The organism is Vibrio sp. B4-6 (assembly GCF_963888245.1).
GTDB classification, from domain to species: domain Bacteria; phylum Pseudomonadota; class Gammaproteobacteria; order Enterobacterales; family Vibrionaceae; genus Vibrio; species Vibrio anguillarum.
Window position 1 is genome coordinate 74,073 of sequence record NZ_CAWPIM010000055.1, and the last position, 16,672, is coordinate 90,744.

General features: G+C 45.2%; 19 protein-coding genes. 11 read left to right on the top strand and 8 right to left on the bottom strand.

Annotation, left to right across the window (positions count from 1 at the left end; all coding sequences use genetic code 11):
- Window positions 1-134 precede the first annotated feature (134 nt).
- From AACV20_RS13210 to AACV20_RS13230, 5 genes are all read left to right on the top strand, one after another.
- Complete coding sequence (locus tag AACV20_RS13210) at window positions 135-389, top strand: hypothetical protein (RefSeq protein WP_013856662.1); 255 nt, start codon at window positions 135-137, stop codon at window positions 387-389.
- A 144-nt stretch (window positions 390-533) separates the two neighbouring features.
- Window positions 534-1,970: a TolC family protein gene (locus AACV20_RS13215; protein WP_170907444.1), complete on the top strand. Its 1,437-nt coding sequence runs from the start codon at window positions 534-536 to the stop codon at window positions 1,968-1,970.
- Window positions 1,967-2,941, top strand: a complete 975-nt coding sequence (locus AACV20_RS13220; protein ID WP_170898498.1) for an HlyD family secretion protein — start codon at window positions 1,967-1,969, stop codon at window positions 2,939-2,941. The genes AACV20_RS13215 and AACV20_RS13220 overlap by 4 nt, the downstream gene beginning before the upstream one ends.
- Before the next feature lie 5 nt (window positions 2,942-2,946).
- Window positions 2,947-4,095, top strand: a complete 1,149-nt coding sequence (locus AACV20_RS13225) for an ABC transporter permease (RefSeq protein WP_088728902.1) — start codon at window positions 2,947-2,949, stop codon at window positions 4,093-4,095.
- On the top strand, window positions 4,088-5,224 hold the full coding sequence (locus AACV20_RS13230) for an ABC transporter permease (protein WP_170907445.1): 1,137 nt from the start codon (window positions 4,088-4,090) through the stop codon (window positions 5,222-5,224). The genes AACV20_RS13225 and AACV20_RS13230 overlap by 8 nt, the downstream gene beginning before the upstream one ends.
- A gap of 4 nt (window positions 5,225-5,228) precedes the next feature.
- Here AACV20_RS13230 and AACV20_RS13235 read toward each other — a convergent pair whose 3' ends face one another.
- Window positions 5,229-5,603: an ATP-binding protein gene (locus AACV20_RS13235; protein ID WP_026027357.1), complete on the bottom strand. Its 375-nt coding sequence runs from the start codon at window positions 5,601-5,603 to the stop codon at window positions 5,229-5,231.
- 137 nt (window positions 5,604-5,740) lie between these two features.
- Here AACV20_RS13235 and metA point away from each other — a divergent pair, with 137 nt between their 5' ends.
- Window positions 5,741-6,682, top strand: a complete 942-nt coding sequence (metA, locus tag AACV20_RS13240; protein ID WP_013856656.1) for a homoserine O-acetyltransferase MetA — start codon at window positions 5,741-5,743, stop codon at window positions 6,680-6,682.
- A 145-nt stretch (window positions 6,683-6,827) separates the two neighbouring features.
- Complete coding sequence (pilW, locus tag AACV20_RS13245) at window positions 6,828-7,541, top strand: type IV pilus biogenesis/stability protein PilW (protein ID WP_170907446.1); 714 nt, start codon at window positions 6,828-6,830, stop codon at window positions 7,539-7,541.
- Between the two features lie 22 nt (window positions 7,542-7,563).
- Here the strand turns inward: pilW and AACV20_RS13250 are convergent, their stop codons facing one another.
- The 3 genes from AACV20_RS13250 to AACV20_RS13260 all read right to left on the bottom strand — a co-directional run bounded on the left by AACV20_RS13250 (window position 7,564) and on the right by AACV20_RS13260 (window position 9,385).
- The gene (locus AACV20_RS13250; RefSeq protein ID WP_170907447.1) at window positions 7,564-7,785 is read right to left on the bottom strand and encodes a hypothetical protein; all 222 of its coding nucleotides are present in this window, start codon (window positions 7,783-7,785) and stop codon (window positions 7,564-7,566) included.
- A 62-nt stretch (window positions 7,786-7,847) separates the two neighbouring features.
- The gene (gene rlmF / locus AACV20_RS13255; RefSeq protein WP_170907448.1) at window positions 7,848-8,882 is read right to left on the bottom strand and encodes a 23S rRNA (adenine(1618)-N(6))-methyltransferase RlmF; all 1,035 of its coding nucleotides are present in this window, start codon (window positions 8,880-8,882) and stop codon (window positions 7,848-7,850) included.
- Window positions 8,882-9,385, bottom strand: a complete 504-nt coding sequence (locus AACV20_RS13260; protein WP_010318598.1) for a M48 metallopeptidase family protein — start codon at window positions 9,383-9,385, stop codon at window positions 8,882-8,884. Before AACV20_RS13260 ends, rlmF begins: the two co-directional genes overlap by 1 nt.
- 165 nt (window positions 9,386-9,550) lie before the next feature.
- On the opposite strand from AACV20_RS13260, the gene AACV20_RS13265 reads away from it, so the two are divergent.
- On the top strand, window positions 9,551-9,778 hold the full coding sequence (locus AACV20_RS13265) for a glutaredoxin family protein (RefSeq protein WP_010318599.1): 228 nt from the start codon (window positions 9,551-9,553) through the stop codon (window positions 9,776-9,778).
- A 23-nt stretch (window positions 9,779-9,801) separates the two neighbouring features.
- Here AACV20_RS13265 and AACV20_RS13270 read toward each other — a convergent pair whose 3' ends face one another.
- Window positions 9,802-10,671: a LysR family transcriptional regulator gene (locus AACV20_RS13270; protein WP_170907449.1), complete on the bottom strand. Its 870-nt coding sequence runs from the start codon at window positions 10,669-10,671 to the stop codon at window positions 9,802-9,804.
- Between the two features lie 154 nt (window positions 10,672-10,825).
- Here AACV20_RS13270 and AACV20_RS13275 point away from each other — a divergent pair, with 154 nt between their 5' ends.
- From AACV20_RS13275 to AACV20_RS13285, 3 genes are all read left to right on the top strand, one after another.
- Entirely contained in the window at window positions 10,826-12,040 is a 1,215-nt protein-coding gene (locus AACV20_RS13275; RefSeq protein ID WP_105977526.1) for an MFS transporter, read from the top strand.
- Window positions 12,041-12,109: 69 nt separating this feature from the next.
- Window positions 12,110-12,676 (top strand): DUF1415 domain-containing protein, encoded by a 567-nt coding sequence (locus AACV20_RS13280; protein ID WP_026027360.1) that lies wholly within the window; start codon window positions 12,110-12,112, stop codon window positions 12,674-12,676.
- A 143-nt stretch (window positions 12,677-12,819) separates the two neighbouring features.
- Window positions 12,820-13,395: a nucleoside triphosphate pyrophosphohydrolase family protein gene (locus AACV20_RS13285; RefSeq protein WP_010318603.1), complete on the top strand. Its 576-nt coding sequence runs from the start codon at window positions 12,820-12,822 to the stop codon at window positions 13,393-13,395.
- Between the two features lie 228 nt (window positions 13,396-13,623).
- Here the strand turns inward: AACV20_RS13285 and btuD are convergent, their stop codons facing one another.
- The 3 genes from btuD to AACV20_RS13300 form a co-directional block, all read right to left on the bottom strand.
- Entirely contained in the window at window positions 13,624-14,379 is a 756-nt protein-coding gene (gene btuD / locus AACV20_RS13290; protein ID WP_170907450.1) for a vitamin B12 ABC transporter ATP-binding protein BtuD, read from the bottom strand.
- Complete coding sequence (gene btuC, locus AACV20_RS13295) at window positions 14,366-15,361, bottom strand: vitamin B12 ABC transporter permease BtuC (RefSeq protein WP_026028399.1); 996 nt, start codon at window positions 15,359-15,361, stop codon at window positions 14,366-14,368. Before btuC ends, btuD begins: the two co-directional genes overlap by 14 nt.
- Window positions 15,362-15,516: 155 nt before the next feature.
- A complete protein-coding gene (locus AACV20_RS13300) occupies window positions 15,517-16,545 on the bottom strand; it encodes a succinylglutamate desuccinylase (RefSeq protein WP_047691738.1) in 1,029 nt (342 codons plus the stop codon).
- Window positions 16,546-16,672: the final 127 nt, after the last annotated feature.

The window sequence follows — 16,672 nt, forward strand, 5'->3', positions numbered from 1 at the left end:
ATAATGCCAAAGCATTTGTATACTAATTGTGCAGTGAAGAAGATGATGAGGAAACCTCACAAAAAGATAGCCCTATAATAACCATACCAATTGCTATCGATTCCATTCATAACATTGTCAGAAGGACACTTACAATGAAACGCGATGCCTTTGGAATTTGCCTTTCCCGAGATATGCTGTTTAACCATTTACAGTCAACCTTTACTCATGTTCGGGCTTATGAAGAAATAGCGACTGAGTCAAATGATGACCTGAGAGTGCTGCTCGCTTTCCCGCAGATGTCGGGTAAGGACGTACTGACCACGATGCAAGGCAGTACAAACGTGAGAGGTAGCAAAAAATTGGTTTGGCGGGCCGATTATCTCTGCCCTTCTTACCATAAGTATTAAATTTAAATATTGAATTTTGGTGATATGCGCTTCATGCTAGCGCATATCACTTGCTGTTGTTTCGACATTTCAACCCATCGCACTGTTGACTTCCGCAGCAAAAAACTAGAGCATTAACTCTAATTACTATTACTCGAGCTTAGCATGAAAGCGAAAACACTCAGCCTATTCGTCTTTACTCTGCTTGGTGCAGCCCCTTCTTTCGCCGCGCCGATTTCCTTTCAACAAGCATGGGATCTTTTGCAACAGAGCAATAATTCACTTGCCGCTGGGCGAGCAAATGTCGAACGTTATCAGCATATTGAAAATTCCACAGACAGTCTTAATTTGCCTGCTGTTTCTATTGGTGCAAACTACACGCGTTTAGACCAAGATGTTACTTTGTCAGGAAAGCAGATATTCGATAGCACTGGGCAATCTGTCCCATCATCTTTGGGGCCAGTTTTAGGACCGATACTCGCCAGTGCTGGCTCCATCACATCAACCATCACCGAACGAGATATTTTCAGCTCTTCGATTCGCGCTATTTGGCCCATTTTTACAGGCGGACGGATCGGCGCCGCACAAGCCGCTGCGGAAGGTAAAAAAGAAGAAGCACAAAGCCAGCTCGCAATGGAAACACAAGCGCGCTATGAAGACTTGAGCAAATATTACTTTAGTGTTCTTTTGGCAAAAGAGGTTTTAGTGACTCGCCAAGCCGTTGAGCAAGGGTTAACCAAGCACCGTGATAATGCACTAAAGTTAGAGCAACAAGGACAAATTGCCCATGTGGAACGGCTACAAGCTGAAGCCTCATTAGATAAAGCAACGGTTGAACGCAAAAAAGCACAAAAAACCTTAGATATTGCCCAAAGCGCACTGACTCAAATTCTAGGTCAAACAGAAAAAGTCGAGCCAAGTGGTTCACTGTTTGTTAATGACCGTTTACCGCCGCTCTCTGTTTTTGTGGAGCAAACGCTCAATACCTATCCGGGCTTGGCACTACTTGAAGCAAAAGAAAAGCAAGCAAGCAGCTTGATCAAAGCTGAAAAAGGCAAATACTATCCAGAAGTCTACCTTTACGGCGATTACAGCCTACATGAAGACGATTCGCTGGCCAGCCAAATGAAACCGGATTGGTTAGTGGGTGTTGGGGTCAACATTCCGTTAATTGAAACATCGGGTCGCAGCGATCAAGTCAAAGCAGCGCACAGCGCAGTTTCACAAGTACGTTACTTAAAGGCGCAAGCTAAGCAAGATTTGAGCGTGTTGGTGGAAAAAACCTATTTGGAAGCCGAACAAGCATTGGAAGAAGTGATGGGGCTAAACTCGAGCCTGGCACTGGCGAATGAAAACCTGAATCTACGCCAAAAAGCATTCAGTCAGGGTTTAGCAACGTCTTTAGATGTGGTGGATGCAGAGCTCTACCTTGCTAGTATAAAAACGCAACAGTCATTAGCCAGCTTCAATTACTTACTTTCTTTAAATAAGTTACTGGCATTGACCAGTGAAATGAATACTTTCCCTATCTACACACAATCAGCGATTTTGTTGCACTCATCAATGACTCACGAATCACCTGCTCAAAAGGATGCCTTATGAAAGCCGTAAAACCAACACTGATTGCTCTTGCTGCTGTGGTGGCGATCTCTTGGGTAGGCTATCGCTTTTACCAAGCATCTCAACCTAAACCTGTCCGCTTACAAGGTCAAATTGAATCTCAACAATACAGTATTTCCTCAAAAGTTCCCGGCCGTATTGATCAGGTACTGGTGCGCAAAGGCGATAGCGTTGAACGTGGTCAGCTCATTTTCACGCTGCACAGCCCTGAAATTGAAGCTAAATTAGATCAAGCGATTGCGGGTCAAAAAGCGGCGGGCGCACTGGCTAAAGAAGCAGAAACAGGCGCACGCGATCAACAAATTCAAGCAGCGAAAGATCAATGGCTTAAAGCCAAAGCGGCAACTGATTTAATGGAAAAAACCTATTTGCGTGTCAATAACCTTTACCGTGATGGTGTCGTCGCTGAACAAAAACGTGATGAAGCGAATACCCAATGGCAGGCTGCTAAATATACTGAAAGCGCCGCTTTTCAGATGTATCAAATGACCAAAGAAGGCGCACGCTCTGAAACCAAACTCGCCGCCGCGGAAAAAGAACGTATGGCTGCAGGTGCCGTAGCGGAAGTTGAAGCTTATGCCGCGGATACTAAAATTGAGAGTTGGTTTGACGGTGAAGTGTCCCAAGTACTGCTACAAAGTGGCGAACTGGCTCCACAGGGCTTCCCTGTCGTCACTGTCGTGGATACCCAAGACTCATGGGCGGTGCTCAACGTACGCGAAGATCAACTCAAGCATTTTACGAAAGGCACAACATTTACGGCTTACTTACCTGCTTTAGAAGCCAAAGTAGAATTTATCGTTTCCCACATTGCAGTGATGGGTGATTTCGCCACATGGCGATCAACAGACGCCTCACAAGGGTTTGATTTACGCACCTTTGAAATCGAAGCTCGCCCTACCACACCTGTCGAAGGTTTGCGTATGGGAATGAGTTTAGTGGTTGAGCTGTAAGCCTTATGTCAATTCAGGTTCGCCCTCAATGGCCTCTGCTGCGCCATGACCCTTGGCTATTGTCTAGCCTAAGCTGGATACCCATAGTATTGGCATTCAGTATTTGGTGGATTTTTTCACAAGGGATAGTGCGCGATCTGCCGATTGGCGTGGTCGATTTGTCTCACAGCCAATTGTCACGTCAATTGATAAGAGATTTCGATGCAACCTCGACCATGGCAGTCACGCACCAGTTCCAAGATGTCAATCAAGCCAAAACTGCGTTAATTGAAAGTGACATTTACGCGTACGTTGTCATTCCGTATCAATTTGATAGATCAATATTTCGTGGTGAGCAGCCACAAGTATCGACCTTCTTCAATAGCCAATACATTTTGGTTGGACGATTGATCAACTCTGCTATTGTTCAAGCACAAAGTACGTTCAATGCCCAAGTGGATGTCGTAAAAAACCTAGCGACTAGCCAACAAACCACATTGAGTGCGATGGGGCGAGCCGTACCAATCAGGACACAGATTACGCCCCTGTTTAATCTCAATACAAACTATGCGCAATTTTTAGTCTCGGCGGTTGTACCCGCTCTTTGGCAAATCGTTGTCGTGGTCAGTACCATTATGATTTTGGCTGCAAACCATCGTCACTTTGGTTTGCAAACGTGGCTTGGAGAAAAGCCATTACGAATTTTAACGCTAACATTGATGCGTTATCTGCCGATTTTTATGTTGCAAGGGATTGGTTTTTTAATCTGGTTTTATCAAGTATTAATGTGGCCAATGCACGGCAGTTTTGCTCTATTGATTATCGCACAACTTGCAATGACGCTCGCCTGTATGATCATGGGCGCACTCTTTTTCTTTCTAACACTCGATCCGGCCAGAGCGATGAGTTTTGCTGGCGCTTTTACCGCACCAAGTTTTGCGTTTATGGGCATTACGTTCCCAGTGACGGATATGAATACTCTAGCGCAGTGGTGGCGAAGCCTGCTACCAGTGAGTCACTACATTGAAGTGCAAGTAAGCCAAGTGAGTTATAACGCTGAGCTGTTGTCATCACTGAAGTATTTAGTGCCAATGCTGGGCTATGCATTGCCGCTGCTGCTCACTTTGATTCTTATCCGTAAACACAAGCAAGCCGAGCGAATCAACCATGACTGAAACTACGCGATTCATTGCTCTACTTAAAGCAGAGCTAAAAGCGCTATTCACTAACCCTGTGGTGCTGTTGACTGTCTTTGGTGGCGTGGTTTTTTACTCCTTTTTATACCCTTTGCCTTATACGCAGCAAACTCCACGCGAGCAGACACTCTCGATAGTCAATCTCGATAAAAGCCAAGCCAGTTACCAACTAGAACGCATGGTTGACGCAACGCCACAAGTCAAAGTGATTCAACGAGACAGTACCATTGAAGATGCCAAGCAGGCGTTTCTTAACCGCAAAGTTAGCGGTATTTTAGTGATTCCTGAACATTTTTATAAAGACCTACTGCTTGGGAAAAGTCCAACACTGGCCTACGCTGGCGATGCCTCTTACTTTCTAGTGTACGGCACCATCGTTGAGGGCTTATCGCAAGCTGGCGGAACCTTAGCTGCGAAAAGTAAAGTGTCACGTTTAGTGATGGAAGGAGAACCGCTTTCTCTGGCCGCTCAGCACTATTCCGCCACAAGCATCAACTTAAAACCGACCTTTAACCCACGCATGGGTTATGTTGATTACGTTGTCCCAGCGGTGTTTGTTTTGATCTTACAACAAACCATGATCATGGCGGCAGGATTAATGGGCGGAACACAAAAGCACGGAAATGGCTATTGGAGTCATACCACACCGCTACGATTAATATTGGTACGCAGCATTGTCCTGGTTGCTGTTTATTATCTACTCAGCATGTACTACTTTGGTGCCAGTTTTACCTCACATGGTGTCAACACCCTCGCCAGTGCGGGGCATTTATTGCTACTTCTACTGCCTTTCTTACTGGCCTCTTGCCTATGCGGCATTTGGCTTGGTTCAGTTACACCGCGGCGAGAATTGGTGACGTTAGTGGTATTAATCAGCTCAATGCCACTGATTTTTTCAGCTGGTTTTATTTGGCCTTTAGAAGCAATTCCACGCCCTATCATTTGGATCTCCAACCTCTTTCCCAGTACGCCTGCCATTCAGGGATTTCTTAGTTTGAACAAAATGGGCGCATCATGGGATCAAATCAGCACTCAGTGGGGGATCTTGTGGGTGCAAGTGTTTGGTTGGGGAGCCCTTGCCTTTTACCAACTCCAGCGGAAGCGTTAGTTAATCATTCCTGCCACTGCTGACGCATACGCTCAACAGTGGCATCATCGATACCATGAACATTCTGGTACTGCGCACGACAAACATTAATCACTAAGGTTGCATGGTAACGTTTAGCCAACTGCCGGTAAGCTCGCATCTCCCACTGTCGAACAAAAGTATTCGCCACAACAACGTCCTCACCTTGAGCTAAACAGCGCTCCACTTGCTGTTGACACCACCGATGAGCTTGCTCGATTTTATCTGGCTGATAACAATAGCTGCCTTTCTCATTGATAAAATACATATCCGCTTCAAAATGCTTTGCATGTAGCGTCCTTGCTAAGGTGCTTTTGCCTGAGCCGGGTAATCCCCTGATCAAAGTTAAGGTTAGCGCCATGTGTATCCAACAGGTAAGTAAACGGATATCCAATAGTAACCAATTTCACAGCAAGATTCATTTTGCTATCGACATCTGGTTTTGATTGAGTTAAGTTCGGCAGTATAGACGTCCAAAAATAGCTTAGGGAGAAAGCTGTGCCGATTAAGATCCCCGACCAACTGCCTGCCGGTGATGTACTGCGTCATGAGAACATTTTCGTGATGTCAGAAACACGTGCCGCCACACAGGGCATCCGTCCACTGAAAGTTTTGATTTTGAATTTAATGCCGAAGAAAATCGAAACCGAGACTCAATTTTTGCGCCTGTTATCCAATACTCCGCTGCAAGTGGATATTGAATTACTGAGAATTGATGAGCGCCCAAGTAAAAATACCCCCACTGAGCATTTGGAGAACTTTTACCGTCAATTTGAGATGGTAAAAAATCGCAACTTCGACGGGCTCATCATCACCGGAGCGCCTTTGGGGTTGGTCCAATTTGAAGATGTGATTTATTGGGAACACTTAAAAAGCGTGATGGAATGGGCTAAAAATCACGTCACTTCCACACTCTACGTTTGCTGGGCAGCGCAAGCGGGGCTAAAACTGCTCTACAATCTGCCCAAACGAACTCGCAAAGAAAAATTATCGGGCGTTTATCATCATGAAATCCACCATCCCTTTCATCCGATATTACGCGGCTTTGACGACACCTTTTTAGCGCCCCATTCTCGTTATGCTGATTTCTCACCAGAATACTTAGCCGAACATACGAATTTAGATATTCTCGCCACCTCTGATGTGGCGGGTGTGTACTTAGCCTCAACCAAAGACAAACGTAACGTGTTTGTCACAGGTCACCCTGAGTACGACGCACATACACTGCATGGTGAATATATTCGAGACTTGGGTGAAGGGATGGAACCCGCAATCCCAGTCAACTACTACCCCAATGATAATCCAGATAATAAACCAGTAGCCAGTTGGCGAAGCCACGGTCACTTGCTGTTTGCAAACTGGTTAAACTACTGTGTTTACCAACAAACACCTTACGACCTTGAACACTTTAGCGAAGATAAATTTACCAAAGACGATTAGTGTTTCATGCCTGATCATCTCAGTAATGAGGTGTTCAGGTTTTCATCAAACATAGTGCATACTGACTCGCATTCTTCTCTCCTCTTTCCCCCTCGATCTTCTGATTTCCTTATCATGCGTCTAAGCGATTTAGGAGCTGCAGATAATGAAAAAAGTACTGATGATATTGATAATGTTCACGTTATCGGCCTGTGTCACCGTGAACGAAAAAGGTGAGCCTGAAGTAAAAGCGGATCCGGTTGAAATGGCCGAATCTCGCATTGCGCTCGGCCTAGGCTATTTAGAAAATGGCAACATGAGCAAAGCGCGTGAGAACTTAGAAAAAGCCACACAACATGCGCCGACTTACTATCGCTCGCAACTTGCGATGGCTCACTATTACGAAACTGTCGGTGAAACAGAGGCCGCACGTAAAACCTATCAAACCGCGCTTCGCGCCCATCCCAAAAACGGCAATATTCTCAATAACTACGGCACATTTTTGTGCAAGCAGGGCGAATATCAAAAAGCCGATGAATATTTTAACCGCGCCATTGCTCAACCCTATTATTACCTTGTCCCAGCAAGCTATGAGAACGCAGCCTTTTGCGCGTTAAAATCTGGCGATAAAGAACAAGCGCGCTACTATTTTACAAAAACATTAGACCATGACCCTAATCGAGCTCGTTCATTGCTGCAATTAGCTAAATTGGAAATTGACGCTCAACAATACACGCAAGCTCGCATCCGCTTGATGCAATTTAATCAGCGCTACGGTAACCAAAAAACATCGCTTCAATTATTGGTAGAGTTAGAGAAAAAGGCAGGAAATAAAGCGTTAGAGAAAAAATATCAAGCAGCGCTTGATACCTTTTCCTAACATCGTATTACTAGGGCAAGGGTTATTTGATATTGGTGGGTCTACCGTCTTTGCCACCAGGACGATCACGATAGTGGATACGGCGAAGACGTCTGACTTTCTGAGCGCGCTGAATTTTTTGATATTCGCGATAGATAATACGAATAAAAAACCCAAGCCCAATCATCGCAAGCAAGGCAAACAGATAAGCGAAGGGCTGGCAGATCCATCCGGGTTGGCAAGGTAAATAAAGGTCAAAGTCCATACCTTACTCCTTCTATTGTTATCTCAACTCACTGACCAATATAGTCAATCAACGAAGTCAGCCTAGCACTTTGCCGCTAACCATTGTTTGCGTTGACTGTCATTTTGGAAACTCCATGCGATGAATCGACTCACTTTTTGCCCTTGTTGCATTTCAACAACCTTCACCACTGCAGCACCCACTTTATCTAACTGTTTTTGCATCCAACGTACATTCTCTTTTTTAGAGATCAATGTGGTGAACCACAGCACTTGCTGAGCGTAGTGTTGACTTTCAAAGGCCATGTTTTTAATAAAGGCAGCTTCACCACCGGGGCACCATAACTCAGCTTTTTGTCCACCAAAGTTGAGCGTGACCGCCTTACTTCTGTTAGCGTCTTGCCCCGCAATTTCTTGACCTTTTTTGACTCGATTACGCTGTAAATTTTTCAACTTACGTTCGCTGCCTTGCTGCGCCTCTACTTGTGATGCATGAAAAGGCGGGTTGCACGTGGTGAGATCGTAACGCTCATTTTCTTGAATAATCTGCTTAAAAATATGTTTTGCATCACTCTGCAAACGGCATTCAATACGCCCATTGAGTGAAGCATTGCCATTAACCACCAGATTGGCGGATTTAATAGAGATAGGATCAATATCGCTACCAACATAGCGCCAGCCGTACTCTGCCACACCCACTATCGGATAAATACAGTTCGCTCCGACCCCAATATCAAGTGCTTGAACCTTTTCATGCTTGATTGATGGGCACTCATCTAGCAGCAGATCGGCCACGCGATGAATATAATCAGCTCGACCGGGGATCGGCGGGCACAAATACCCAGCGGGAATATCCCAATGTGTCACATGATAATGATGTGCCAATAACGCTTTGTTGAGCATTTTCACCGCCATCGCATCGGAGAAATTGATGCTCGGTTCACCACTCGGGTTGCGAATAACAAAGGGCTTCAAAGCAGGCAGTGTATTAATCAGCGCGGGGAAATCGTATTGTCCTTGATGCTGATTACGAGGATGTAACCCCAGCTTTGCTTTTAACGCAGGTTTTTTATGGCTCGCTTCAGGTTGGCTTTTCTGCGACTTCGCTTTGGCTGACATTACTGCTCCTCTTTTAAATCGAGATACATCATAAACAATCGTGCATCAAACTCGAGCTGATGATAATTCGGTTCCATATGGCAACACAGTTGATAGAAGGCCTTGTTATGCTCTTTCTCTTTGATGTGAGCCAGCTCATGTACCACTAGCATGCGCAACAGCGGCTCCGGTGCTTCTTTAAACATGCTCGCTATGCGGATCTCATTTTTAGATTTGATTTTCCCACCATGCACTTTGGCAACATAACTGTGCAACCCTAGTGCGTTATTGATAATGTGGATTTTATTGTCGTACACCACTTTACTGATCGGCGCCGTTTTCTTCATGTATTGATTTTTGAGATCAATCGCGTAGTTAAACAACGCTTTTTCACTTTGAATCGAATGGCGCTGTGGGTAGCGTTGCTCAAACCAGCTAACGAATTTACCGGCCGTGATCAACTGTTCAACTTGTGAAACGAGATGAGGCGGATAGTTTTGTATGTAACGAAAAGATGGATGCATAGCCCAGCAACTGACTCATAAAAAAGGCGCTAAGTGTAACTGAATCAAGCCTGCGTTTCATCTTTCCAATCACAAGGAGCAAGGCTTCGTATCCGAGAGAGTTGAAACTCAGCGCCTCGATGGGTAAACTTGCCGCCCTTTATGTTCGGTTAATGAGTGAATTGGATGAAACGTATTGTGCTCTACGTCAAAGATAAATGCCCGCACTGTAAAGATGCTCAGCGCTATCTTGACGCCAAACAGATCCCCTACCGCTTATGTAACGCAAAAATGCAACGCGGCCGGAAGGAACTGGATGCGATCGGCGCGCGCAGTGTACCGGCTTTAAAAATTGGTGATCGAATTATGATTGGCTGGAACCCAAACAACTTTGAAAAAATCTATCAAAGTTAATCGAACGATACACATAGCCCCTTTCACACGTACTGCTTCACAAATTCAATAAAAGTACGGTCGGCATTAGACAAATAGCCCTCTTTGCGCCATGCGAGGGCTAAATCTAACCAGACTGGCGGTTCAAAAGGGATCGCTCGTACATCCGGTTCATGCTCCGTTACAAGCTCTAATAACGCAGTCACTGCGTACTCATGTTTGACAATACTTAAAATCATTGGCAAAAGATTGGTTTCAAAAGAGAAATGTGCGCTGAGCTTATGCTCTTTACACACTTTATCAATGAAGTCGCGGTGGAAATAACCGGGCTTAAACATTACCAATTCATGCTCAAAAAAGGTTTTAAAATCTATCGATTCTCGTTGTGCTAACTCATGTTCTCTCCCCACTACCGCCACCATTTGCGATGATAAGAGGGGATCAACCTCTAAATCCGGAGGAAGATCATGATTGAGGATCACGCCAATATCTAGCTCACCACTGAGCAACATTTTTCTAATCGACTGAGTTCCCGCTTCTATCACCGTCATTTTTAGCAAGGGAAAGTGACTTTTAAAAGCCATTACAATTTCTGGAAAGAAATAGGATCCCATCATGCTCGGCGCGCCGAGCCTCACTTCACCTTTGACGAGCCCTTTAAGCTCATCCATCGCCAATTGTGCATCTTCAAGTTGCTGCAAAATACGAGTGGCGTGCTCATATAACACTTGCCCTTCATGGGTCAGCGTCACTTTTCGCTCATCTCTTTTTAGCAAAACAACCCCTAATTGCTGCTCAAATTTTTTAATCGAAATACTGAGTGCTGGCTGCGCAATGTGCAGTTGCTGGGCTGCTAAAGTAAAGCTGCCGCATTGAACCACAGCCGAAAAATGTTTTAGATGGCGAGTATCCATAGCTTTATGGTTCCACAAAATCAAACGAAGCGAGATTCGTCCAACGAGGTTGGGATATATTTTATATATCACGACGATATTTTTAATATATTTTATTAATCACCAAGCCACTGCTACTGTGATCACAGATACATAACGTAAGTGAAGCGTAATCATGATCGAAATTGGCAGTAAAGAATACCGAAAAGTCACTTGGGGGCTTGCTCTCGGCTCGTTCTTAGTCTTTTGTAATCTCTATCTTTTTCAGCCAATGTTGCCCTACCTTGCTACGCATTTTGCGGTTTCAGAAACCCAAATTAACTGGTTATTTGCCGCATCAACCCTCGCACTCTCCGTCAGTTTAGTCCCTTGGGCAATCAGCTCTGAATCCTTTGGCCGCCGCAAAGTGATGTTATTAGGGCTATTCATGATGCCATTAATCGGCAGCTTAATGTTGATCAGCCAACAGCTATGGGTGCTGGTTTTAACACGTGCACTAATGGGCGTCGCATTGGCCGCCTTTGCTTCGGTTGCCGTGGCTTACATGGCTGAGGAGCTTTCGCCTCAAGCATTTAGCCAAGCGATTGGTGGTTATATTGCTGCGAATTCATTAGGTGGTATTAGCGGCCGAATTTTAGGCGGTATATTGACCGATGCCTTTGGCTGGCAACAAGCCGTGATTGTGATTGCCATACTGACTTTCGTATGCGCCATCATTGTGCTGTGGTTACTGCCCATTCAACGCAATTTCACGCCGCAACGAGGCTTGTTCTTTCACCACAATCGTGCGCTGGTAAAACATCTTTCTAACCGCACACTGTGGCTAGCGATGCTGATTGGTGGTACTAACTTCGCGCTGTTTGTTAATCTCTACTCAGTGATGGGCTTTCGGCTTGTCGCCGAACCCTACTCGCTACCGATTGGCTTAGCATCATTGATCTTCCTATGTTATTTGGCGGGAACACTCAGCTCGAAACTGACCGCCAACTGGACAAAACGCTACAATGCCATTTCGGGCATGATGTTGGGAGCCTTGCTCAGTTTATCGGGGATGTGGCTAGCCTTGGTTGAATCAATCCCGTTTATGCTGATCGGTTTAATGTTGATCAGTTTCGGCGCCTTTTTTACTCATACGCTCGCCTATTCATGGGTGAGCCAAAAGGCCAGCAGCGCAAAAGCAACCGCGACCGCTCTGTATTTGGTTCATTATTATGTGGGTGGCAGCCTCGGCGGGTTTTTCCTACTCTATTGCTGGCAAAATGGCGGTTGGACGGTGGTGGTTTCGGGTGGAATGGTGTTGTATGTGGCGATGTTTTTTCTCTGTTGGAAATTGCGCCATGATGACCGCGCACTGGCGCACCGCAAACCGCTGCATGAATTGATCAAGTAGTGTTATCCACTCACTTTATCAAAAGACTCATGTTATGCTTGCGCCAAATTGACTGTTTTAATAAGCACTATGAGCGTAACGATAAATAAAACCGCCATCACAACTGAAGTCGAACAGTGGCTTAACGATGTGGTGATTGGCTTAAATCTCTGCCCTTTCGCCGCAAAACCACAACGTAACCAGCAGATCAAAATTTTCGTCAGTGAAGCCGATACTGAAGAACAATTGCTGCAAGATATTTTGCAACAATTGCTAGAGTTAGAAGGCAGCTCGGCACAGTCTCTTGAGACCACCTTAGTGGTGGTGCCAAACATGCTCGAAGATTTTTTTGAGTACAACTTTTTTATCGATTGGGTCGAAGCATTAATTACGCAACAAGATTGGCAAGGAATCTTTCAAGTTGCTACCTTTCACCCTCACTACTGTTTTGGCGGCACACGCCCCGAAGATGACGAAAACCTAACTAACCGTTCGCCGTACCCGATTTTCCATCTTATTCGCGAAGAGAGCATGGAAAAAGTACTCAAGCACTACCCTAACCCAGAAGCGATTCCCGATACCAATATCGCTCGTGTTAGTGCTCTAAGTGACCAAGAACGCCGCCAACTGTTTCCTTATTTGTTTCTCAATAAGTAACCCTGTTCTTTAACCAAACTGATGGCATGGGTCGCAGCTTTACCATCAGTTTGTTACTATCCATTTTCTTACTATCAGTTTATTACTATTAATTTGTTACTACGCGTCACAATCCCTGTTAACCAAACCAATGGACCGAGATAATGCATTTATCCAAGCTTACTCAAGAGATTTACGATCATCTTTACCGCGATATTACCGAGTTTCGTAGCACCTTTGATCTTCCCGTTGCTGATGCCAGCAGCTTAAACGATAAAGCTGACACGTTGCATACTTCGCTCGCGATTGAAGAGTTGACTGAACTTGCTGAAGCTGACAACAAAACGGAACAAGCGGATGCGATCATCGATACTGTGTATGTTTTGATGGGTCGTTTAGTCCACCTTGGACATAGCCAAGTGAGTGACAACTTAGCGATCAGCTATTTGATTGATCTTCTGCTCAATGTTGCCGTGAATCGTGGCATCGAATTTATTCCATGCTGGGATGAAGTACACAGCTCGAACATGAGTAAAGTGTGTCGCAATGAAAAAGAGTATGCCGATACACAAGCCTACTATGCTGAACAAGGTATTGAGCTGATGGCCGTACAAAAAGGCGACTACATTATTGCTAAATGTGCACAAGATTTTGTCTCTGAAGGCAAAACGATTCGCCAAGGTAAAGTGCTTAAATCAGTCTATTACCGTCCTGCTGACCTTGCTTCATTGACGCAATAACCTTGCAAAGACTCAGATAAAAAAAACCACCTTGTGGGAGCAAGGTGGTTAAGAGACTTATAAAAAGCCTAACAAGAACGAGAATGTATCGATTCTATTAATGCGATTGGCGTGCCAACTTTCACATAAAACCTAACTATTTGTTTTTAATAGACTTACTATTTTTATCATTCTATCTTCAGCACATTAATGCGCTAAAAGTGTGCTGACTGCACGACAGTTGTGCTTTTAATCAAAGATAAGGTAAGGCTTTCCTTCAACAACAACCTGCTTCACCTGAGTCTGAAACGCTGCACTTAACGCTTGGCTCTCTAATACTTGTTCAACCGAGCCGGAACTTTGCAATACGCCATCTTGCAGTAACAGAACGCGATCGGCATGGCGCAATGTTCGATTGAGATCGTGATTGGCCATCACTACCGCTATCCCTTGCTGTGCAACCTCTTCAATCAAACGATAAAGCAACCCTTCTTGAGCAATATCAAGAGGCGCCGCAGGTTCATCTAATATCAATAACTGCGCGTAAGGGTTTAAGGTTGGCCAAATTTGCAAGCAAATACCGGCCAAGCGGACACGTTGCCATTCGCCGCCTGACAGTTGGTGAATGGATCGATGCAATTTGTCTTGAATATTCAATCGTTGAGTGAGATGAACCACGGCTTGATTAACAACCTGAGAATGTAAATCGGCGCAACTGGGGATCGCTAAGGCAAGATATTGATAAACATCGACATTAAAAACAGGCTTGTCGTTTTGCGACAGATAAGCTCGGTGCAGTGACAGCGCCTCTAACGATGCGCTTGAAAGCTGAAGATCACCAATGTAGACCTCACCTTGGCTCTCTGTCACGCCAGCTAACGCCGACAGTAAAGTGCTTTTTCCGCTGCCATTAGGCCCAATAACATGCAGCACCTCTCCCGCTTGGCAGGTAAAAGAGAGTGGTAATAAGCGTGATGAAACCTGCAGGCTATTAACGTGAATCATGGTTTTTCAACAACATCCAAATAAAAATCGGCGCACCAATGGTGGTAGTGACGACACCAAGTGGAAGCTCAGCAGCATTAAGCGCCGTTCTGGCAACGGTATCCGCGCAAACCAGTAAGAGTGCGCCGAACAGAGCCGACATAGGTAAAAGGTAGCGGTTTTCAGAACCAAACGCCAAGCGCAATAAATGCGGAACAACCAACCCAACAAAACTGATCACACCGCCCAATGCCACCGCAGCTCCTACCAGCAGCGACACGGAAAAAATCAATTTCCAACGTAGTCGATGCACATCCACACCTAACTGCTTTGCATGAGTTTCGCCCAACATCAGTTTGTCTAACGTTTTTCCTTGCAGAGCAAGCCAGATGATCACCGGAAGCGCAGCTAATGAAAGCGTATGTTGATACCAGCTTGCACCACCAATACTGCCCATCAACCAGTAAACCAGTTGCCTTAAACTGAGATCATTACTGAAATAAAACGCCCATGTCACCACAGCACCAGATAAAATACCCAGCGCCACACCGACCAACAGTAAGCGAGTTGTGCTTAAACGCATCGCTTTAGCCATGCTGACCAGTAAAAGAGTAAACACCATCGCACCGACTACGGCACAAAGCATGAAAATTTCAGGGGAGGCCAAGGCAGGGAAGAAAAACAGCACCACTACCATCGCCACACTGGCGCCACCAGAAATACCAAGCACGCCCGGCTCTGCCAAAACATTCCCTAATAGCACTTGCAGCGCCGCGCCTGATACGGCTAGTGAAGCACCAATGATGACGGCAGAGAGCAGACGAGGAGCACGAAGTTCAGTCACTAACTGCCATTCCAGTGGTGACCAAGTGTGAAATGGGCTGATAAAGAGTTCACCCACCATCAAATAAAACGCACTCATCGTAATCAACAATGCCAGCATAGCGTAGAGGGCGTAATGCCAGCGACGCTGTTTTTTTAAGAGTAACTGATTGAACGTCATGCGCTTATATGTAAGTAAGAGAAACAATAATGGCCTAACCTTACCGTTAAGCCATTTAAATAGAAAGTGATATACCAAAGCAATCGCCTGTTAACCTTGTCAACAGACCAAAAGGTTAACAGGTCAAAAGATTAACAAGCCAAAAGTACCATCGGTTAATCGTATACCAATTGATCGTCTTCATAGCGTGTCGCCACTTTGCACACCATTAACGCGGCGCGCTGGCCTAATGCCACTTTTCGGTTAGGAAATACGATCGCTTCATCTTCATTTTTCGCCATGAGTGGCTTTTCACCATCATGACCAAATACCTCACCATGTTTAAACGCGGTGAAGTTTTCGACGTTATCATCAAACATGAAATCAAAATCGTCATGCAAACGGACGATGGTACGGCTGACACGATAAATGGTTGGCTTTCTTGGCAAGTGTTCAGGTGTCGCATTGGCTACCAAATCGCGCATGGCTAAGTCAAACGCGACTAATCGCTCTAGGTTGTTTTGACCAAGAGGTGCGACTTGTCCCAGCTCAAGCGTTAAAGCTTGCGCGGCAAAATTCTCTGCACTGTACCAACTGAAGGTACTCGAGGGTGAATTTGAAAGCAGCACCGCTTCAATATGCGCACTTTCAATCAATGCCATCAGCGCGCGGCTGCGGACAGGATGGCGGGATTTAGGGCTGACGGCAAACGAATAATGTTTGGAGTGACGAATCGCACAGTGCAAATCAAGATGCCACCGGTTTTGCTCAGCGGTGTGTTCGAAAAAGTCTTTCACTGTCTGTTTGAGATGCTGTGCAATCTCTCTTTCCAGGGAGGTATTGCCCTTTTTATCATCAAATAAACGGTTCAAATTTTCTTGCACGAAACGGGTATGTTGATTCGTCGCCTGAGGATGAGCCACAATAAATAAGCAGCGGTGTTGGACCGCTTGAAAACCTGACTGAATATCATCCACCAGCTTATTTACTAATTCCATTGGCGCAGTTTCGTCACCATGAATACCACAAGAAATAATGATGTGCTTACTCTCATCGTTGAGATGAGCGGGAATCACTTCGAGCACTCCACGCGAGAGCACTTTAAGCGTAATACCAGCTGCCGTTTTGATTTCGCCAGTGACCATTTCTTGGTCTAAATCCAAACTATCAAATAGGAAAGATTGGCGGAAAAGGGACTTCGTCATGCGTTACTCCTTTATTGCACAGCGGTATGTTAATGAATTGTAGAAGCAATTTATGTTGAGGCGATCCCACTTATCAAGATGGATAAGGGTAAACTTAACTCATCAACGATCGTCTCAATACCTTATA